The following is an 18,261-nucleotide window of genomic DNA, read 5'->3' as shown; positions in this document are numbered from 1 at the left end:
TGGAGCGGGTAGCGGGAATCGAACCCGCATATTCAGCTTGGAAGGCTGCTGCACTACCATTGTGCTATACCCGCCCTGAACCGGACGAGTCCGGTTCAGTTTCAAGATAAGGTTTGAGCCGTTCCCGCGAGAACGGCCTGGGAAATTCTCTCTCGCTATCGGGCCGCCGAGCGTGGTGGGGGAAGTAGGACTCGAACCTACGAAGGCGTACGCCAGGGGATTTACAGTCCCCCCCCTTTGCCGCTCGGGACATTCCCCCTCGCGCTCGGAGCCACGTCGAGGCTTTGAACAAAAGGCTTCCGCTCAAGGGTGCGAGAGGCATAACAGCGCCGAACGCAGGGTCCTTTAGGCGGCAACCCGTCCGGGGCCCCAATTTGGAGCGCGTCTTATAGTGGCCTCGAACCCCGAACGCAACGACGCCCGCCGGGGCCGAAATCGCCATGCCCACGGAGGGTTTCGCAGGCGGCCGGACGCCGTGGCCGACGACTGGATCTGGGGCTGGCATGCGGTGGAGGCGGCGCTGGGCAATCCCTTGCGCGGACCCGCCGAACTGATCCTGGCCACGCCTGAGCGGATCAAGCAGATCGAGGCGAAGTTCGGCCGCGTGGCCACGCTGCAGCAAGCCGACAACCAGCAGATCGCCCAGCGCCTGCCGCAGGGCTCCGCGCACCAGGGCGTGGCGGTGAAGGGCGCCGTGCTCGAGCCGGCCGACCTCACCGACTTCGAAGCCCGGCCGGGCGCTGTGCTCCTGATGCTCGACCAGGTCACCGACCCGCAGAACGTCGGCGCCATGCTGCGTTCGGCCGCGGCCTTCGGCGCGGTGGGCGTGGTCCTGCAGGACCGTCACGCGCCACGGTTCACCGGGGCGCTCGCCAAGGCCGCGGCCGGCGCCGTCGACAAGGTGCCGGTGGCCCGCGTGGTCAATCTCTCGCGGGCGCTGGACGAACTCACCGGCGCCGGCTGGCGGGCCGTCGGCCTGGCGGGCGAAGGGGAACGGACCCTGGGCGAGGTGCTGGACGGGACCCCGACCGTGCTGGTGATGGGCTCCGAAGGCGAAGGCCTGCGCCGGCTGGTGGCCGACCATTGCGATGAACTGGCGCGCATCCCCATGCCCGGCGGCTTCGAGAGCCTGAACGTCTCGGCCGCGGCCGCCGTCGCGCTCTATGAGGCGTCGCGGCCGCGAAGCTAGGGCGGCTCTCTCTTGCGGACCGGCTTTCGCTGCCCCATTGAGTGAAGCAATGCCGTTTGAAGACCTGTTCACCGCTGGAGCCTTCGCGGCCTTCATCCAAGTGGTGTTGATCGACCTGGCTCTGGCCGGCGACAACGCCGTGGCGGTCGGCATGGCCGCCGCCGGTCTGCCCCATCATCAGCGGAAGAAGGCGATCGTGCTCGGCCTCGCCGGGGCGGTGGTGATGCTGGTCAGCTTCGCGCTGGTCACCACCCAGCTGCTGCGGGTCGTGGGCTTGCTGGTGGCCGGCGGGTTCCTGCTGCTCTGGGTCTGCTGGAAGATGTGGCGCGACCTGCGCGCCCAGGGCCGTGAGAACAGCGCCGAGGGCGAAGTGGCCCTGCAGGACGCCACGGGCGTGACGATCGGCGGCGTCGCCAAGAGCGAGCCGAAGGCCAAGACCCTGCGCCAGGCCCTGATCCAGATCCTGATCGCCGACCTCGCCATGTCGCTGGACAATGTCCTGGCCGTGGCCGGCGCGGCGCGCCAGCATCCGTGGGTCCTGGTCGGCGGCTTGCTGCTCTCCATCACCCTGACGGGGCTCGCGGCCAGCTGGATCGCCAAGCTGCTGCACCGCTTCCGCTGGATCGGCTTCATCGGCCTGGCGATCGTGCTCTATGTGGCGGCCCACATGATCTGGGAGGGCACGCGCACGGTGTTCATCGACCTGGGCAAGACCCACACCTACAACCGCGCGATGCCGGGCCCGCTCGACATCAAGCCCGGCGAAATCGCCAAGCACCGCGACCGCTAGGCGGCCGCAGGCGCCCCCGCGGCGCGCAACATTTTACTCAACCTAACCTTGCGGAAGGATGTGGCGGAACTCCCCGCCCGAGGGCTCTCGATTCGTGAGAACGACGCCCGGAAACAGGCTGCGGGCTCAGCAGAGGGATCAGAACCAGGAGCCCAGACATGCCTAAGTTTTCGCCTTTGTGGATCGCCCTGGCCCTAGCGGCCAGCCTCACCGTTCCCGCCCACGCCACCACCTTCCAGGACGCCCTCGGCGACCAGCTCGGCGGCGGCGCGGCCTTCGATATCGACACCTTCTCCGTCTCGTTCGACGGATCGGACTTCGTGTTCAGCGCCAAGATGGCCGACACCATCAACAAGGCTGGCACGGAGCGCTTCGTGTTCGGCGTCGACACCGGGACCGCCGCCCAGAACCAGGCCTTCCCCACCGGGTTCGTCTTCACCAAGGCCTTCGCCAGCCTGGGCGCCAACGGAACCCTCGCCAACGGTGGCGTGGGAACCTTCCAGATCGACAATGACACCGTCACTGGACGGGTGGCCGCCTCGCTGCTGCCCGCCGCCACCAACGGCTTCAAGCCGGAAGACTTCGGGTTCACCCTGTGGACCCAGCTGCCCGGCGTCGCAGGCGTGAGCGCCACGGTCAACGAGGACTTCGCGCCGAACAACGGGACGATCACCGCCGTCCCGGAGCCCGCGAGCTGGGCCCTGATGCTCCTGGGCTTCGGCGGCCTGGGCGCGGCCCTGCGCGGCGCGCGCCGACGCGGTCCGGCCGTAGCCTAGGCGTCCGCCTCGGGGCCGCCGAAGCGTTCGCGCCACTCGGCGGTCTGGGCGTCCTCGACCTTGCGGAAGAGGACGTCCGGCGCCTTCACCGCGCGGCCGGACTGCAGGATGTCCAAGGTCCCCTGCCCGTCCAGATGCGGCCACTGGCCCGGGAAGGCCTCCCCGACCGAGAGCGCGATGGTCTCGGCGGCGAACGGGATGAAGGGCTCGGAGACCTTGGCGAACAGGGCCACCAGATTCAGGCCCGTGCGCACCGCCACGGCGGCGCGGTCGGGATCGGTCTTCAGCGCGGTCCAGGGCGCGGCCTCGGTGAGGTAGCCGTTGCCCAGCACCCAGAGCTGGCGCAGGGCGGCTGAGGCCTTGCGGAACTCGCGGCCCTCAAGATGCTCGGTGAGCTCGCGGAGCTTGGCCAGCACGTCCTTATGGAGCTTGAACTCCAGCGGGCCGTCGCCGCCGCCCGCCGGGACCACGCCCTCGAAGCGCGTCTCGGTGAACTTCAGGATACGGTTCACGAAATTGCCCAGGACGTCGGCTAGGTCGGCGTTCACCTGCGCCTGGAACTGCTCCCAGACGAAGCTGGCGTCGGAGGTCTCCGGCGTGTTGGCGGTGATCCACCAGCGCCAGTAGTCGGGCGGCAGCAGCTCCAGCGCCTGGTCCATGAAGACGCCGCGGTTCTGCGAGGTCGAGAAGCGGCCGCCGTAGTAGTCGAGCCAGTTGAAGCCCTTCAGTTCGTCGACCAGCTTCCAGGGCGCATTGTTGGTCGGCGACCACTTGCCGTCCGCCGACAGCTTCTCGTTCAGCCCGATCAGGGTGCAGGGGAAGCCCACGGTGTGGAAGGGCACGTTGTCCTTGCCCATGAACTCCACATAGGTGACGTCGGCCGCGGCGGGCTCACGCCACCAGCGTTCCCACTCCGCCTCGTCGGCCGGCCCGCGCCCGGCCTCGGCGGCCCGCGCGTCGGCCCATTCCCAGGTGGCGGCGATATATTCGATGGGCGCGTCGAACCAGACGTAGAACACCTTGCCGGCCAGGCCCTCGATGTCGGGGACGGCGCCGTCGGGGTTCGGGCCCCACTCGAACGCATTGACCGGCACGCCCCATTCCAGGTCGCGGGTGATGCCGCGGTCCTGCAGGCCCTCGTCCAGCCATTTGAGCGCGATGGAGGTGACCAGCAGCGGCCAGCGGTCGCGCTTTTCCTCGATCCAGGCGCGCAGCTTCTGGGAGAACAGGCTCTGGCGCAGGAAGAGGTGCTTGGAGCCACGCACCTCGATGTCGGTGGAGCCGGAGATCGCCGAGCGCGGATGCAGCAGGTCGGCGGGATCGAGCACCCGCGTGCAGTTCTCGCACTGGTCGCCGCGGGCGGCCTCATAGCCGCAGTGCGGGCAGGTGCCGATCACATAGCGGTCGGGCAGGAAGCGCTTGTCGGCGTTGGAATAGACCTGCTGGGTCACCCGCTCCTCGATGAAGCCGGCCTCCCACAAGCTCTGGGCGAACCGCTGGGTGAGCTTGTGGTTCTGCGGCGAGGACGAGCGTCCGAAGTGGTCCCAGGAGAGGCCGAAGGCGCGGCCGAGGTCGTGCTGCACCTGATGCTGCTCGGCGCAGAAGCTCGCCGGATCCTGGCCGGCCTCGGCGGCGGCCAGCTCGGTCGGCGTGCCATGCTCATCGGTGGCGCAGATGTAGAGCGTCTCGCGGCCCCGCGAACGCTGGAAGCGCGCATAGACGTCGGCCGGCAGCATCGAACCCGCCAGCGTCCCCAGATGCTTGATCCCATTGATGTAGGGCAGCGCGGACGTGATCAGGATGCGGGACATGACGGCTCTCGAAATGGGGAGAAGGCGCGGCTTATAGGCGAGAAATCAGTGGAAGGGACCCTTGAACACGAAGAAGGCGCCGAGCGCGATGAGGGCGAAGCCGACGCCGTGGTTGGTGGTGAAGGGCTCCTTCAGCCAGAAGATCGAGAAGACCGCGAAGACCGCCAGCGTGATCACCTCCTGCATGGCCTTCAGTTCCGAGGGCGCATAGGCGATTCGCCCGATGCGGTTGGCCGGCACCGCCAGGCAATATTCGAAGAAGGCGATGCCCCAGCTGATCAGCACGATCAGCCACATCGCCCGGTGCTCGACCTTGAGCTGGCCGTACCAGGCGAAGGTCATGAACACATTCGAGGCGATCAGCATCAGGATCGGGGCGAGCGCGGTCCAGTTCATCGTCATCAAAGGCTCCGGAGGCTTTGGCGTTGAGCGGAACATCTCCCGCCTTTAAACGTCGCGCCAGCGAAGGGGAGCGTAGGCATGCGGACTTTGATGAAAACCCTGGCGGCCGTGGCGATTCTGGCGCTGGCCGCCTGCACGCCGGCGGCCAAGAAGCCCGCGGCGACAGCGGCGGCGTCGGGCACGCTCAGCATCGACAACTGGTCCGACTACATCGACCCCGCCCTGCTCGCCCAGTTCAGCAAGGAGACCGGGATCAAGGTCCGCTACGACACCTTCGATTCCAACGAGGTGCTGGAGACCAAGGTCCTGCAGGGCCACACCGGCTATGACCTGGTGGTCCCCTCCAACCACAATGTGCCGCGCTACATCGCCGCCAAGGCGATCCAGCCGCTGGACAAGGCCAAGCTCACCGGCCTCGACAAGCTCGCGCCCGACGTCATGGCCCACATGGAGCCCTTCGATCCGGGCGCGAAGTACGCCGTGCCCTACATGCAGGGCACCATCGGCATCGGCTACAACATCGACGCCGTCGCCAAGCGCCTGCCGGGCGTGAAGATCGACAGCTGGGCGGTGGTGTTCGATCCGAAGAACATGGCCAAGCTGAAGGACTGCGGGGTCTATTTCCTGGACGCCTCGGAGGACATGTTCGCGGTCGCGCTGAACTACCTCGGCAAGGACCCCAACTCGCACGACCCGAAGGACTATGCGGCCGCCACCGACCTGCTGCTGAAGGTCCGGCCCTATGTGCGGAAGTTCCACTCGTCCGAGTACATCGACGCGCTCGCCAACGGCGATATCTGCGTGGCCATCGGCTATTCCGGCGACGTGCTGCAGGCCAAGAGCCGGGCCGAGGAGGCCAAGAACAAGGTCAAGCTCGCCTATTCGGTCCCGAAGGAAGGCAGCCAGGTCTGGTTCGACGTCTTCACGATCCCGGTGGACGCTCCGAACGCCGCGGCGGCCTACAGCTTCCTCAATTTCATGCTGAAGCCCGACATCATCGCCAGGGCGTCGAATTACACCAAGTACGCCAACGCCAATTCGGCGGCGACGGCCCTGGTGGATCCCTCGGTAAAGAACGACCCGGCCGCCTATCCGCCGCCGGAGCTCGCCAAGCGGCTGTTCGTCACCACCACCAAGGACCAGGCCCTGCTGCGCGACGTGAACCGCCAGTGGACCAAAGTCACCACAGGCCAGTGAGCGCCGGCCCGACGCCCCTGGTCCGCTTCGAGGGCGTCAGCAAGCGCTTCGGCGATGTCGCCGCCGTCGACGGCGTGAGCCTGGACATCGCCGAGGGAGAGTTCTTCGCCCTCCTGGGTCCCTCCGGCTGCGGCAAGACCACGCTGATGCGGATGCTGGCCGGGTTCGCCGCGCCGGACGCCGGACGCATCCTGCTGAACGGCCAGGACATCGCCGACCTGCCGCCGCATCGGCGGCCGTCGAGCATGATGTTCCAGACCTACGCCCTTTTCCCGCACCTCAACGTCGAGAAGAACATCGGCTTCGGGCTGAAGCAGCAGGGCTGGGACAAGGACCGGGCCGCCGCGCGGGTCGAGGAGATGCTGAGCCTGGTTCGCCTGGAGGGCCTCAACCGCCGGCGGCCCGACCAGCTTTCCGGCGGCCAGGCCCAGCGGGTGGCGCTGGCCCGCGCGCTGGCCCCCGGCCCCAAGATCCTGCTGCTGGATGAGCCCCTGGCCGCCCTCGACCGCAAGCTGCGCGAGGAGACCCAGCTGGAGCTTAGGGCGCTGCAGCGCCGGCTCGGCGTCACCTTCATGATCGTCACCCACGATCAGGACGAGGCCATGGTGGTGGCCGACCGGATCGCGGTGATGCGGGCGGGCGCCATCGCCCAGGTCGGACCGCCGCGCGAGGTCTACGAACGGCCCGCCAGCCGCTACGTCGCCGAGTTCCTCGGCGAGGCCAACCTCTTCCCCGAGGGCGCGGGCTTTCGGCTGGTGCGCCCGGAGAAGATGACGCTCGCCGCGGCCCCGGCGGACGGCGCCCTGACCGGCGAGGTGGCCGAGATCGCCTATTTCGGCGACCGCACGCGCTATGTGGTGCGGCGCGCCGAGGGGCGTCCGCTCTTGGTCAGCCGCGCGAGCCACGGCCCGCCCTCGCCGCTCAGGGTCGGCGATGCGGCCTGGGTGTCGTTCGACCCCGCCGACGCGGTGGTCCTGCCGTCATGAGGCGGCCGTGGCTTGCCGCCCTGGCCCCCTACGCCTGGCTGCTGGTGTTCTTCGCCTTCCCGTTCCTGCTGGTGGCGAAGCTGTCGCTGTCGCACACGGTGCTGGCCATGCCGCCCTATGCGCCGCAGCTCGACCTGTCGCAGGGCCACGCCGGGCTGAGGCATTTCGTCCACCAGCTGAGCTTCGAAACCTACGCCCGCCTGACTGCCGACCGGCTCTATCTGTCGGCCTATCTGTCGAGCCTGCGGTTCGCCGGCCTCGCCACCGCCATCCTGCTCGCGATCGGCTACCCCATCGCCTACGGCATGAGCCGGTTTGCCCCCACTCAGCGGCGCGTGCTGCTGATGGCGGTGATCCTGCCGTTCTGGACCAGCTTCCTGATCCGCATCTACGCCTGGATCGCGATCCTGAAGCCCGCGGGCCTCCTGAACCAGGCGCTGGCGGTGCTGCACATCGCCCCGCTGAGCCTGCTCAACACCGATGCGGCGGTGATCATCGGCCTGGTCTACGCCTACCTGCCGTTCATGGTGCTGCCGCTCTATGCGGTGCTCGAAAAGCACGACGAGAGCCTGATCGAGGCCGCCCAGGACCTCGGCTGCACGCCGACGGGCGCGTTCTGGCGGGTGACCTTCCCGCTGTCGCTGCCGGGCGTGGCGGCGGGCGCGCTCCTCTGCTTCATCCCGATGGTGGGCGAGTTCGTGATCCCCGACCTCCTGGGCGGCTCCGGCACGCTGATGCTCGGACGGACCATCTGGACGGAGTTCTTCGCCACCCGGGACTGGCCGGCCGCCTCGGCCGTGGCCATCGCGCTGCTCGCGACGCTGGCCCTGCCCATCGCCCTTTTCCAGCGCCAGCAGGCCAAGGTGCTGTCGTGACCCGCGGCCCCAGCCTCTTCAACCGGGCGAGCGTGACGCTGGGCCTGGCCTTCCTCTACGGGCCGATCGCGCTGCTGGTGCTCTATTCCTTCAACGCCAGCCGCCTGGTCACGGTCTGGGGTGGCTTTTCGACCCGCTGGTATGCGGCGCTGGCCCAGGACGACCAGATGCTGGACGCGGTCTGGGTGACGCTCAGGGTCGGCCTGATCTCGGCCAGCCTGGCCACGGTCCTGGGCGTCCTGGCGGCCTTCGCGCTGGTCCGCTCGGGACGCTTCCGCGGCCGGGCGCTGTTTTCCGGCATGATCTACGCGCCCCTGGTGATGCCGGAGGTGATCCTGGGCCTGTCGCTGCTCCTGCTGTTCGTGGCGCTGGGCCTGCCGCGCGGCTTCTGGACGGTGACCGTGAGCCACGCGACCGTCACCCTCTGCTACGCGACGGTGGTGGTCCAGGCCAGGCTGGCCAGTTTCGACCGCCGGCTCGAGGACGCGGCGCAGGATCTGGGCTGCACGCCGTTCGGCGCCTTTTTGCAGGTGACCTTGCCGGGCATAGCCCCGGCCGTCGCGGCCGCCTGGATGCTGGCCTTCACGCTGTCGCTGGACGACCTGGTGATCGCGAGCTTCACGTCCGGGCCGGGCGCCACGACGCTGCCCATGCGGCTCTACAGCCAGGTGCGCCTGGGCGTGAATCCGGAGATCAACGCGGTCTCGACCCTGCTGATCGCCGTCGTGACGCTGGGGGTGGTCGCCGCCGGGCTGATCCAGCGCCGGCGGGACCTGAAGACCTAGGCCAGGATCTGGCCGGCCTTGCGACGCTGGACGCGCAGGGCCGAGCCGAGAGCGCCGAAGCCGAGGATCAGCATCATCCACACCGCCGGTTCCGGCACCGCGGAGCCCAGCTCGTTGCCGTGCGGGCCGCCGTCACCCGGGCCGCCGGGAGGATCGTTGTGGGGCCAGCCGTCGCCCGGGCCATCGCCGGGATGGCCGCAGTTCACGAAGCAGCCGTCGCCGGGGCCGCCAGGGCCATTGCCCGGACCGCCACCGCCGCCGCCGCCACCGCCGCCACCGTTACCGCCATTGCCGCCGTTACCGCCGTCGCCCCCGTTGCCGCCAAAGCCGCCGCCACCGGAGCCGGAGCCGGAAGGACCGTCAGGATTGCCGTCCGGACCGGGCTTGCCGCCGTGATCGGGCCGGTCGTCCCAGCCGTGCGGCGTCCCCTGGTTCGGATTGTTGCCGCCGTCATGGCCGTGCACGAAGTCGGCGAGGGTCATCAGACCGTCCTCGCCGTTCGGCATATAGCCACCCCAGTCGGAATGTTCGTCGCCCTCGCCCGGTCCGTAGGCCGCGTGCTGGCCGTCAGTCGTCCCGCTTTGGGACAAGACGCCGCCGCCGCCCGCGCCGAGCTTGGCGCGCCAGTGGTGACCGAAGGCTCCGCCTCCGCCGCTGCCGGTATGCCCGCCGCCCAGCGCCATCTCGACGCGGGGGCTGCCCGGGTTCACATGCCGATAACCCCCGTGCCCCACCGAGAAGGCGATGGCCAGGGCCGCGACGCTCAGCAGGAGTCCCGCTGTCCGCCGCCTACGATGTTTCGAAGTGGAACGGTTCTGGGTCATGAGGGCCACGATGCAAAGATCGTGCGCACCTGGGCCGACTTGCCGTTCCCGCCTCGGATTTGGCCCGGCTCGCGGGCCCGCGGCCTACAAGGGCGCGAGCCTGTCGAACCAGGGCCTCGCCTGCTCCAGCTGGCCGGCCAGGCGGAAGAGCGTCGCCTCGGCGCCCATCCTGGCTACAAATTGCAGGCCGATCGGCAGGCCGCCGCGGCTCCAGGCCAGGGGCACGGTCATCGCCGGCTGGCCGGTGTTGTTGAACGCCTGGGTGTTGGGCATGAAGGCGAACAGCCGTTCGCCGACCAGCTTAGGGTCCTCCAGGATGTGGCCGATCGCGATCGGCGGGCTGCCCAGCGTCGACAGCAGCAGGACGTCATAGGTCTCGAAGAGCTGCGCCACGGCCCGCCCGTAGGCGTGCAGGGCCGCGAGACCCCGGACATAGGCCGCCGCCGGCACCGTGGCGCCCCGCCGGTAGGTCGCCATGGTGGGCGCCTCGATCTCGCCCGCCTCGATCGGCCGGCCGCGCCGTTCGGCTTCCGCGTCAAGGTTGGCTGCGATGCTGGCCGAGATCACCGCGCCGGCCGCCGCCTGCATGGCCGCCGTGTCGCCGGGGATCGCCGCCTCCTCCACTGCGTGGCCGAGCTCCTCGCAGAGCCGCGCGGTTTCGCGAACCGCGGCCTCGCACTCGGGATCGAGGCCGGGGGCCTGCATGGCGCCGGCCATGAAGGCGATCCGCAGCCGCCCGGGCTCACGCGACGCCTCCTCGGCGAAGGGCCGCTCCGGAGGCGAGAGGAAATAGGGATCGCCGGGCTGCGGCCGGCAGGCGACGTCGAGCAGGGCCGCGGAATCGCGGACCGAGCGGGTGACCGCATGCTGGATCGAGGCCCCGGCCCAGCCCTCGCCCGCCGGCGCGAAGGACACCCTTCCCCGCGACGGCTTCATGCCGAAGAGGCCGCAGCAGGCTGCGGGCGTGCGGATCGAACCGCCGCCGTCGCTGGCGTGGGCCGCCGGGACAATGCCCGCCGCCACCGCCGCGGCCGCCCCGCCGGAGGACCCGCCCGGCGTCCGCGACAGGTCCCAGGGATTGCGGCAGATCCCGAGGAAGTCCGACTCGGTGAAGGGCCAAAGGCCGAACTCAGGCGTGTTGGTCTTGCCGAAGATCGACAGGCCCGCGCCCTTGTAGGCGGCAGTCAGCGCGCTGTCGGCGGCGGCCAGGTTGTCCGCAAACAGGCGCGAACCCATGGTGGTGGGCGTGCCCTTGAGCGTCGCGCCGAGGTCCTTCAGCAGGAACGGCACGCCGCTGAACGGGCCCGGGCCCGCCGGCTCCGATCGCGCGCGCGCGGTAAGGTCCTGGGTCACGGCGTTGATCTTCGGATTGACCTCCACCATCCGCGCTGCGGCGGCGTCCAGAAGCTCGCCCGCGCTCACGTCGCGGCGCGCCACCAGCTCGGCCAGGCCGACCGCGTCATGGCGGCGATAGTCTTCGAAGCGCATCGGCGGCTCTCCCGTTCCTGGTCAGGAACAGGCAAAGCACAGGCGCTCGATCCTTCCAACCGCGGACTCGCCGCCGTGATTGTCTAGGCCGCGTAGACCGCCGCGCGGCGACGGCGCAGGGCCGCGCCGGTCAAGGCGAAGCCGCCGATCATCAGCGCCCAGGAGGCCGGCTCCGGGACGCCCGCCGTGGGAAGGTTCGCGTCGATGGTGATGTCGTCGAAGGCCGTGGACTGCACGACGCCGACGAACTTCAGCGAATGGGCGACACCGGCGAAGTCGGAACGCGCCGATCGGAAGGGACAGAGAATAGCCTGCCGCTCGCATCCGGGCTGGCCGGAGCCATTCGGCTCAGCCAGCAGGCCGATCGTCGCCAGCAGATCGCCGCCGCCGTCGAGACCGCTCCAGATCTCCACCGAGGCCGCCAGTTCCGAGGCGTAGGACAGGGAGAGGTCGGCGAACCCGCCGGCCACGTTCATGATCGCCGGCCCGCCGATGTTGAAGCCCATGACGTTCGGCCCGGACGGCGAGCCCGAGGCCAGGAAGTCGCCCCGGCTGCACGGCTGTCCGAGCTCACAGCCGGCGATCGCGTTGGGGGTGAAGGTCACGCCGAAGTTCGGACCGGGCGCGGTGCGGTCTCCGCTGAAGCCGCCGGCGTAGAAATTCAGGATTTGGACGGCGTCGCTGGGGCCGCTGGTGTTGATCCCGTCGAAGTCCAGGGTGACCACCGTGGCGTGCGCGCTCGAAGCGAACGCCAGAACGGCCGCCGCGGCCAGAACCTTCAGCATCGATTTCATCCGTGGGATCTCCAATTCGAAGGAGTGATCCCTGGAGGCCGAACCTCCGCCATGCCCCGGCCGACGAACGGCCGGCCGCGCGCGGCCTTGCCTCGGCGGGCGGCTTCATCCCATAAGCGGACATCGGCCGCCGGATTAGCTCAGCTGGTAGAGCAGCGGTTTTGTAAACCGAAGGTCGCGGGTTCGAGTCCTGCATCCGGCACCGCCCCCCTGAAGAGACCGCCATGCGCATCTTCATCGACGCCGACGCCTGTCCGGTGAAGGACGAGGTCTACAAGGTCGCCGCCCGCTATGGGCTGGTGACCACCGTGGTCTCCAACAGCTTCATCGCCATCCCGCCGTCGAAACTGATCGAGCGGATGATCGTCGACGCCGGGCCCGACGTCGCCGACGACTGGATCGCCGAGCGGACCGAGCCCGGCGACATCGTGGTCACCAACGACATCCCGCTGGCCGACCGGGTGCTCAAGGCCGACGGGACGGCGATCGCGCCCAACGGGCGGCTGTTCACGCCGGACTCCATCGGCTCGGCGCTCGCCTCGCGCTCGATCGCCGAGCATATCCGCTCGATGGGTGAAATGACCGGCGGGCCGAAGCCCTTCGCGCCCGCCGACCGCTCGCGCTTCCTGCAGGCGCTGGACGAGGCGGTGAACCGCGAGAAGCGCCGGCGCCGCTAGCTGTCGGGCGGCAACTGGAAGAGCGCCTCGACAGTGAGGTCGAAGGCGCGGGCGAGCTTAAGGGCCAGCACGGTCGAGGGCGTGAAGACGCCATTCTCCACGGTGTTGATGGTCTTCCGCGTCACGCCTACCCGCTCGGCCAGGTCGGCCTGGGTCCAGCCGCGATCGGCGCGCGCCTGACGCAGGCGGTTGCGCAGCCGCTCAGTCATTCGCCTGGGCGCGCCGTTCCAGCACGGCGAAGGTGAGCAGCGCGCTTCCTACGCCGACGGTCAGGACGGCGTGGATCGCCTCGGTGGTCGTCACGGCGCCGAACAAGGTGATGGCGTAGCAGCCGAGCGGTCGTGGGCGCGCATGCCGAATAAGGTGGTCTGCCAGAGCAGGAAGACGATCGCCTGGAAGAACAGCAGGCGGGTGCGGCGGCGCTGGAGCCGTTCGATGAGCTCACCCGAGGGCGGTTTGCGGTCCGGCGCCATCATGATCGATTCCCCGGTCTCAGAAGTAACCCACAGGTGACATGTAACCTATAGGTTTCATCACGCTCAAGCCGGCTTGCGCGGAGGCGCCCCGCGCAGGTATGGGCGTGCCTTCACCGCCGTTTCGTGCCTGGAGACCTCCCGCATGCGCCAACTGCCCCTGATGCTCGCCGCCGCGGCGCTCGCCGTGACCCTCTCCGGATGCGGCAAGACGGGCGGCGGGTCGCAGTCCGCCGGCGCCCAGGCGCCTGCGGCCGCGCCGCTCAGCGACGCGGAAAAGGCGGCGTTGCAGGCCAAGCTGCCGGCCCCCTACAACACCGCCGACCTCTCGAACGGCGAGGCGAAGTTCGCGCTCTGCTCGACCTGCCACACCCTGCCCGAGGGCGGCCCCAACCTGACCGGGCCGAACCTGCACGGCGTGTTCGGGCGCAAGGCCGCCAGCCTCCCCGGCTACAGCTATTCGGACGCGCTGAAGGCCGTCGGCTGGACTTGGGACGCCGCGCACATCGACACCTGGATCACCGACCCGAAGGTCACCGCGCCCGGGACAAAGATGACCTTCGCCGGGCTCAAGGACCCCAAGGACCGCACCGACGTGATCGCCTATCTGATGATCAACACCGGCTTCAAGCCCTAGGGGTTCGCCCGAAACGGGTGTTGGGCCGGATTCCTCAACCTTGACGAGTGGGTTGGGGACGCGCATCGTCGGTGCGTCGCCTCGGCGAGATCCCCGCTGGAGCGATACAACCCACCGGCGACTTCCCCCAAGCCGCCGGGTGGCGCCCAGGCTCGGCGTCCCCACGTCCGCCGCCGGCGCTGTTCTGTGGCCTTCCCCGGCAACGGGGAAGGCCATTTTACGTTTGGGAGGCCACGGAGCTATTCGGCGGCGTTGGCGACGCGGGCCTTCTCGGCCTCTTCGAAGGTTTCGATCCGCCGGGCGGTGGCCTGCGGCGACTTCGTGAACCGCGCGAGCAGGTTGTAGAACACCGGCACCACGAACAGCGTGACCATGGTGGCGAAGATCGCCCCGAAGAAGATGGTCACCCCGATGGTCTTGCGGCTCTCGCCGCCCGCCCCGCCCCAGACGATCAGCGGGATGGCGCCGGCGGCCGCCGAGATCGAGGTCATGATGATCGGGCGCAGCCTGAGCGAGGCGCTCTCGATCACCGCCTCGCGGATCGACAGCCCGTCGTCGCGCAACTGGTTGGCGAACTCGACGATCAGGATGCCGTTCTTCGCGGCGATGCCCACCAGGATGATCAGCCCGATCTGGCTGTAGGTGTTCATCGTCGAGCCGGCGATCAGCAGGCCGAAGAGGCCGCCGACCGCGGCGATCGGCACGGTCAGCATGATCACCGCCGGGTGGATCCAGCTCTCGAACTGCGCCGCGAGCACCAGGAACACCAGCAGCAGCGCCAGGCCGAAGGCGAGCCCGATCGAGCCGCCGGCCTCCAGATAGTCGCGCGCGGTGCCGCCCCATTTGTAGGCCAGGCCGGCGTGCTCGCGGGCGATCTCGTCCTGCAGGAACCGGACAGCCTGACCGACCGTGTAGCCGGGGTTCAGCTGGACCGAGAGGGTGATGGCCCGCAGACGGTCCACGCGGGCCCGGTTGGGGGTGTCGCCGCTGACCCGGCTGGTGGTCACCGCCGAGAGCGGCACCGTGGCGCCTGAGCTGGTGCGCACATAGACGTTGGCCAGGTCCTGCTCGCTCTCACGCTGCGGCCGGTCAGTCTGCAGGATGACGTCATATTCCTGGCCGGACTTGATGTAGGTGGTGACCTTCTGCGACCCGAAGAGGGCCTGCAGCGCCGTGCCCACCGACTCCGCCGAGACCCCGAGCGAGGCCGCCTTCTGCTGGTCGATGTTGACCAGCAGCCGGGGGCTGGTGGGCTCATAGTCCAGGCGGGCGCGGGCCATGCCGGGGTTCTTCTGGGCCGCGATCAGCAGCGGCTGAACCACGGCGCTGATCTGCGGATATTCGTCGCCGAGCAGGATCAGGTCGACGTTGCTGCCGCCGCCTCCGCCGCCCCGCTGGATGCTGGGCCGCACGGCGGCGATCACCCGCGCCCCGGTGATCGATGAGAGCTCGCGGTTCAGCTGCGCGGCCATGTCCTGCGAGCTGACCTTCACCGCCCCGTTGTCGGGCAGCACGACATTGACGTTGCCGGAGTTGTACTGATTGCCGCCAAACCCCGGCAGCGACATCGTGTAGCGCTCGATGGTCTTGTCGTTGAGCAGCCGGGTCATCTTCGCCTCGACCTGCTTGCCGGCGCGCAGGGTGTAGTCGAAGCCGGCGCCCTCGGGGCTCTGGATCGCCACGTCGACCCGCCGGCGGTCCTCGTTCGGCACTAGTTCCCGGGGCAGGGTCGTGAAGAGCAGCAGCGCCGCCAGGCCCAGCAGAACCACCAGGCCGCCTGCGGCGATGCTCGCCGATCGCCGGCCCAGCAGGGCGTCCAGCGAGGCGTGATAGGAGGCGCGCAGCTTGTTCATGCCGGAATTGACGCGGCGGGCGATGAACCCCTCGCCCTGCGCCGGGCGCAGCAGCTTGGAGGCCAGCATCGGCGAGAGGCTGAGCGCCAGGATCGCCGAGAAGCCCACCGCCGCGGCCACCGCCACCGCCAGCTCCACGAAGAGGCGGCCGATGTAGCCCGGCATGAACATCAGGGGCGCGAAGACCGAGATCAGCACGATGGTGGTGGCCACCACCGCGAAGAACACCTGCCGCGCCCCACGCTGCGCCGCGACGATCGGCGGCTCGCCCTCATCCACGCGCCTCTGGATGTTCTCGACGACCACGATGGCGTCGTCGACCACCAGCCCGATCGCCAGCACCAGGGCGAGCAGCGTTAGGAGGTTGATCGAAAAGCCCAGCGGGGCCAACACGATGAAGGTCGACAGGATACAGATCGGGGCCACGATCGCCGGGATCAGCGCCGCCCGCCACGTCCCCAGGAACAGGAAATTCACCAGCGCCACCAGGGCCAGCGAGATGGACATGGTGATCCAGACCTCCTGGATCGCGTGGCGGGTGAAGACCGTGTAGTCGATCGCCACCTCCATCCGGGTGCCCTTGGGGAGCGACTTGTTGATGTCGTCCACGGTCTTGCGCACGTTGTCGGAGATCTGCAGGTCGTTGGCCTGCGACTGGCGGATGATCGCCATGCCGACCCGGTCCTCGCCATTCGATCGGAACAGGCGCCGCCGTTCGTCCGGCCCTTCCTCGATCCGCGCGATGTCGCCCAGGCGGGTGACATAGGCGCCGGAGGTGGCGCCGCTGGACATGGTGCTGGTCGCGCCCTGCGCGGCGCCGGCCGTGGCCGAGGTCCCGCCGACCGCCGCCGTGGCCCCGGCGGCGGGGCGGTTGGCCGCGCCCAGCGGAAGGACCGGCATCTTGGCGAACTGGGCCGGCGTCGAATAGGCGCGCGCCACCCGGATGGTGAAGTCCTTGGATTGCGACTCCAGCGCCCCGGCCGGCAACTCGAGGTTCTGGCTGTTGAGCGCGGCGGCCACGTCATCGACGGTGAGCCCGCGCGCCGCCATGGCGCTGGGGTCGAGCCATACGCGCATGGAATAGAGCTGCTGGCCGGCCAGGCCCACCTGCGCCACGCCGGGCACCGTCGCCAGGCGCTGGACCAGGTAGCGGTTGGCGTAGTCGGAGAGCTGGACGCGGTTCAGGGTCGAGGACGTAAGCCCGATCAGGATGATCGGCTGGCTGTCGGCGTTGGCCTTGGCGATCTGCGGCGGATCGGCCTGTTCGGGCAGGATCGCCGTCACCCGGCTCACCGCGTCGCGGACGTCGTTGGCCGCCTCGTCGAGGTTGCGGTCCAGTGTGAAGGAAATGTTGATCCGCGACTGGCCGTCGCGCGAGGAGGACTGCACCCGGTCGATGCCCTGGATGCCGGCCACCTGGCCTTCGATCACCTGGGTGATCCGCTCCTCGACCACCTCGGCCGAGGCGCCGCGATAGAAGGTGGAGACCGAGACCACCGGCGGATCGACGCTCGGCAGCTCGCGCACCGGCAGCGCCGTGAAGGCCGCCAGCCCCACCACGCACAGGATGATCGCCGCCACCGCGGCGAAGACCGGCCGGCGGACGGAAAGGTCGGAGAGCGTCATGGCGCCGGCCGCCGAGGGGCGCCGCCCGGAGCGCCCAGGCCGCCGGACCCGCCGGGGCCGGCGATCCGCACCGGCTGGCCCGGCTGGATCTTGTTGAGCCCGTCGGCGACGATCCGCTCACCGGCCACCGCGCCTTCGGTCAGTTCGACGAAATTGTCTTGCCTGAGGCCGGTGATCACCGGGCGCTGCTCGGTGACCGTGCGCGGCCCCTGCGGGCGCAGCACATAGATGAACGCGGAATCGCCCTGCACCGCGACCGCCGTCTCAGGCGCGCCGAGCCCCTGGCGGCGGCCATGGCTGATCGCCACCCGGATCATCATGCCGGGCTTCAGCTTGTGGCCGGGATTGGGGAACTCCGCCCGCGCGGTGATCGCCCGGGTGCGCTCGTCGACCCGGGTGTCGAGCTTGGCGATGCGCCCGGCGAAGGACTCGCCCGGATAGGCGTCGACCCGCGCGGTGATCGCCTGGCCTTCGTGCAGCTGGGCAAGGAAGCGCTCGGGCACCGGGAAATCGACGCGCATGGCCGAGATGTCGTCGAGGGTCACGATCGGCGAGCCGGGACTGACGAGCGCGCCGGGCGCCACGTCGGAAAGGCCGACGACGCCGGAGAACGGCGCGCGGATCATCCGGTCGCCCTGCCGGGCCTTGGCGGCCGCGACGTCGGCCTCGGCGGAGAGATAGGCCGCGCGGTACTGGTCGACCGAAGTCTGGGCCGCGAAGCCCTTCTGGCTCAGCGTGATCCAGCGGTCGTATTCCTGCCTGGCCTGGGTGAGCCTGGCCTCGCTCTGCGCCAGGCCAGCGTCCTGCTCGGTGTTCTTGAGTTCGATCAGCACGGCGCCGCGCGACACGGCCTGGCCGTCGGTGAAGCGCACGCGCTCCACGAGCTGGCTGGTGGCCGCCGTCAGGGTCACCGACTGCCGGCCCTTGGCCACGCCCAGGACCTCGATCTCGTCCTGGAAGATGTGCGGCTGCACGCTGGCCACCGAGATCTGGGTCGGGCCGCCGCCGAAGCCGCCCCGCCCGCCCGGCGCGCCGCCGCGGGCGCCCCCCCGCCCACCCGGCCCTGTCTCTTATACAC

18 protein-coding genes and 3 tRNA genes are annotated in these 18,261 nt (G+C 69.5%); 10 read left to right on the top strand and 11 right to left on the bottom strand.

All coding sequences use genetic code 11. From position 1 onward, the window contains the following. Together ACESMY_RS22565 and ACESMY_RS22560 are read right to left on the bottom strand one after the other, a co-directional pair. Positions 1 to 74, bottom strand: a tRNA-Gly gene (locus tag ACESMY_RS22565). Between the two features lie 99 nt (positions 75 to 173). Further along, positions 174 to 259 (bottom strand) — tRNA-Tyr (locus tag ACESMY_RS22560). 132 nt (positions 260 to 391) lie between these two features. Here ACESMY_RS22560 and rlmB point away from each other — a divergent pair. The 3 genes from rlmB to ACESMY_RS22545 all read left to right on the top strand — a co-directional run bounded on the left by rlmB (position 392) and on the right by ACESMY_RS22545 (position 2,755). Continuing rightward, entirely contained in the window at positions 392 to 1,189 is a 798-nt protein-coding gene (gene rlmB, locus ACESMY_RS22555; protein ID WP_372786893.1) for a 23S rRNA (guanosine(2251)-2'-O)-methyltransferase RlmB, read from the top strand. Between the two features lie 49 nt (positions 1,190 to 1,238). Further along, positions 1,239 to 1,979, top strand: coding sequence for a TerC family protein (locus tag ACESMY_RS22550; protein WP_372786892.1), 741 nt, complete (start codon positions 1,239 to 1,241; stop codon positions 1,977 to 1,979). A 158-nt stretch (positions 1,980 to 2,137) separates the two neighbouring features. Next, positions 2,138 to 2,755, top strand: a complete 618-nt coding sequence (locus ACESMY_RS22545; protein WP_372786891.1) for a PEPxxWA-CTERM sorting domain-containing protein — start codon at positions 2,138 to 2,140, stop codon at positions 2,753 to 2,755. Here ACESMY_RS22545 and metG read toward each other — a convergent pair. Both metG and ACESMY_RS22535 read right to left on the bottom strand, forming a co-directional pair. After that, positions 2,752 to 4,566, bottom strand: a complete 1,815-nt coding sequence (gene metG, locus ACESMY_RS22540; protein ID WP_372786890.1) for a methionine--tRNA ligase — start codon at positions 4,564 to 4,566, stop codon at positions 2,752 to 2,754. The two genes, ACESMY_RS22545 and metG, sit on opposite strands and share 4 nt — an antisense overlap. A gap of 45 nt (positions 4,567 to 4,611) precedes the next feature. Beyond that, positions 4,612 to 4,968, bottom strand: a complete 357-nt coding sequence (locus ACESMY_RS22535) for a DMT family protein (RefSeq protein WP_372786889.1) — start codon at positions 4,966 to 4,968, stop codon at positions 4,612 to 4,614. 78 nt (positions 4,969 to 5,046) lie between these two features. Between ACESMY_RS22535 and ACESMY_RS22530 the strand changes: the two genes are divergently transcribed. Genes ACESMY_RS22530 through ACESMY_RS22515 form a run of 4 tightly spaced genes read left to right on the top strand, consistent with a single transcriptional unit; the run spans position 5,047 to position 8,811 of the window. Continuing rightward, positions 5,047 to 6,165, top strand: coding sequence for a polyamine ABC transporter substrate-binding protein (locus tag ACESMY_RS22530; RefSeq protein WP_372786888.1), 1,119 nt, complete (start codon positions 5,047 to 5,049; stop codon positions 6,163 to 6,165). Next, the gene (locus ACESMY_RS22525; protein ID WP_372786887.1) at positions 6,162 to 7,151 is read left to right on the top strand and encodes an ABC transporter ATP-binding protein; all 990 of its coding nucleotides are present in this window, start codon (positions 6,162 to 6,164) and stop codon (positions 7,149 to 7,151) included. Before ACESMY_RS22530 ends, ACESMY_RS22525 begins: the two co-directional genes overlap by 4 nt. Next, positions 7,148 to 8,026, top strand: a complete 879-nt coding sequence (locus ACESMY_RS22520; RefSeq protein WP_372786886.1) for an ABC transporter permease — start codon at positions 7,148 to 7,150, stop codon at positions 8,024 to 8,026. The genes ACESMY_RS22525 and ACESMY_RS22520 overlap by 4 nt, the downstream gene beginning before the upstream one ends. Further along, positions 8,023 to 8,811, top strand: a complete 789-nt coding sequence (locus ACESMY_RS22515) for an ABC transporter permease (protein ID WP_372786885.1) — start codon at positions 8,023 to 8,025, stop codon at positions 8,809 to 8,811. The genes ACESMY_RS22520 and ACESMY_RS22515 overlap by 4 nt, the downstream gene beginning before the upstream one ends. Here the strand turns inward: ACESMY_RS22515 and ACESMY_RS22510 are convergent. The 3 genes from ACESMY_RS22510 to ACESMY_RS22500 all read right to left on the bottom strand — a co-directional run bounded on the left by ACESMY_RS22510 (position 8,808) and on the right by ACESMY_RS22500 (position 11,917). Next, a complete protein-coding gene (locus ACESMY_RS22510; protein WP_372786894.1) occupies positions 8,808 to 9,635 on the bottom strand; it encodes a PEPxxWA-CTERM sorting domain-containing protein in 828 nt (275 codons plus the stop codon). The two genes, ACESMY_RS22515 and ACESMY_RS22510, sit on opposite strands and share 4 nt — an antisense overlap. Positions 9,636 to 9,719: 84 nt before the next feature. After that, positions 9,720 to 11,123, bottom strand: a complete 1,404-nt coding sequence (locus tag ACESMY_RS22505; RefSeq protein ID WP_372786884.1) for an amidase — start codon at positions 11,121 to 11,123, stop codon at positions 9,720 to 9,722. A gap of 83 nt (positions 11,124 to 11,206) precedes the next feature. After that, positions 11,207 to 11,917: a PEPxxWA-CTERM sorting domain-containing protein gene (locus ACESMY_RS22500; RefSeq protein WP_372786883.1), complete on the bottom strand. Its 711-nt coding sequence runs from the start codon at positions 11,915 to 11,917 to the stop codon at positions 11,207 to 11,209. 129 nt (positions 11,918 to 12,046) lie between these two features. Here ACESMY_RS22500 and ACESMY_RS22495 point away from each other — a divergent pair. Both ACESMY_RS22495 and ACESMY_RS22490 read left to right on the top strand, forming a co-directional pair. Further along, positions 12,047 to 12,119 (top strand) — tRNA-Thr (locus ACESMY_RS22495). 22 nt (positions 12,120 to 12,141) lie between these two features. After that, on the top strand, positions 12,142 to 12,594 hold the full coding sequence (locus ACESMY_RS22490; RefSeq protein ID WP_372786882.1) for a YaiI/YqxD family protein: 453 nt from the start codon (positions 12,142 to 12,144) through the stop codon (positions 12,592 to 12,594). Here the strand turns inward: ACESMY_RS22490 and ACESMY_RS22485 are convergent. Then, positions 12,591 to 12,803, bottom strand: a complete 213-nt coding sequence (locus ACESMY_RS22485) for a helix-turn-helix transcriptional regulator (RefSeq protein WP_372786881.1) — start codon at positions 12,801 to 12,803, stop codon at positions 12,591 to 12,593. The genes ACESMY_RS22490 and ACESMY_RS22485 overlap by 4 nt on opposite strands. A 90-nt stretch (positions 12,804 to 12,893) precedes the next feature. After that, positions 12,894 to 13,070: a hypothetical protein gene (locus tag ACESMY_RS22480; protein ID WP_372786880.1), complete on the bottom strand. Its 177-nt coding sequence runs from the start codon at positions 13,068 to 13,070 to the stop codon at positions 12,894 to 12,896. A 142-nt stretch (positions 13,071 to 13,212) separates the two neighbouring features. On the opposite strand from ACESMY_RS22480, the gene ACESMY_RS22475 reads away from it, so the two are divergent. Beyond that, on the top strand, positions 13,213 to 13,704 hold the full coding sequence (locus tag ACESMY_RS22475) for a cytochrome c family protein (RefSeq protein WP_372786879.1): 492 nt from the start codon (positions 13,213 to 13,215) through the stop codon (positions 13,702 to 13,704). Between the two features lie 239 nt (positions 13,705 to 13,943). Here the strand turns inward: ACESMY_RS22475 and ACESMY_RS22470 are convergent, their stop codons facing one another. Further along, entirely contained in the window at positions 13,944 to 17,183 is a 3,240-nt protein-coding gene (locus ACESMY_RS22470) for an efflux RND transporter permease subunit (protein WP_372786878.1), read from the bottom strand. Continuing rightward, positions 17,180 to 18,166: an efflux RND transporter periplasmic adaptor subunit gene (locus tag ACESMY_RS22465; RefSeq protein WP_372786877.1), complete on the bottom strand. Its 987-nt coding sequence runs from the start codon at positions 18,164 to 18,166 to the stop codon at positions 17,180 to 17,182. Before ACESMY_RS22465 ends, ACESMY_RS22470 begins: the two co-directional genes overlap by 4 nt. Positions 18,167 to 18,261 lie beyond the last annotated feature (95 nt).

This window comes from Phenylobacterium sp. (assembly GCF_041691455.1).
Taxonomy (GTDB): Bacteria; Pseudomonadota; Alphaproteobacteria; order Caulobacterales; family Caulobacteraceae; genus Phenylobacterium.
Note: the sequence above shows the minus strand (reverse complement) of the source record. Positions and strands in the feature narration are given on the sequence as shown.

Coding starts and splice junctions, on each gene's coding strand:
- ACESMY_RS22550 (WP_372786892.1), top strand. CDS start 1,239: ATGCCGTTTGAAGACCTGTTCACCGCTGGAGCCTTCGCGGCCTTCATC.
- ACESMY_RS22545 (WP_372786891.1), top strand. CDS start 2,138: ATGCCTAAGTTTTCGCCTTTGTGGATCGCCCTGGCCCTAGCGGCCAGC.
- metG (WP_372786890.1), bottom strand. CDS start 4,566: ATGTCCCGCATCCTGATCACGTCCGCGCTGCCCTACATCAATGGGATC.
- ACESMY_RS22535 (WP_372786889.1), bottom strand. CDS start 4,968: ATGACGATGAACTGGACCGCGCTCGCCCCGATCCTGATGCTGATCGCC.
- ACESMY_RS22530 (WP_372786888.1), top strand. CDS start 5,047: ATGCGGACTTTGATGAAAACCCTGGCGGCCGTGGCGATTCTGGCGCTG.
- ACESMY_RS22520 (WP_372786886.1), top strand. CDS start 7,148: ATGAGGCGGCCGTGGCTTGCCGCCCTGGCCCCCTACGCCTGGCTGCTG.
- ACESMY_RS22510 (WP_372786894.1), bottom strand. CDS start 9,635: ATGACCCAGAACCGTTCCACTTCGAAACATCGTAGGCGGCGGACAGCG.
- ACESMY_RS22505 (WP_372786884.1), bottom strand. CDS start 11,123: ATGCGCTTCGAAGACTATCGCCGCCATGACGCGGTCGGCCTGGCCGAG.
- ACESMY_RS22500 (WP_372786883.1), bottom strand. CDS start 11,917: ATGAAATCGATGCTGAAGGTTCTGGCCGCGGCGGCCGTTCTGGCGTTC.
- ACESMY_RS22490 (WP_372786882.1), top strand. CDS start 12,142: ATGCGCATCTTCATCGACGCCGACGCCTGTCCGGTGAAGGACGAGGTC.
- ACESMY_RS22485 (WP_372786881.1), bottom strand. CDS start 12,803: ATGACTGAGCGGCTGCGCAACCGCCTGCGTCAGGCGCGCGCCGATCGC.
- ACESMY_RS22480 (WP_372786880.1), bottom strand. CDS start 13,070: ATGATGGCGCCGGACCGCAAACCGCCCTCGGGTGAGCTCATCGAACGG.
- ACESMY_RS22475 (WP_372786879.1), top strand. CDS start 13,213: ATGCGCCAACTGCCCCTGATGCTCGCCGCCGCGGCGCTCGCCGTGACC.
- ACESMY_RS22470 (WP_372786878.1), bottom strand. CDS start 17,183: ATGACGCTCTCCGACCTTTCCGTCCGCCGGCCGGTCTTCGCCGCGGTG.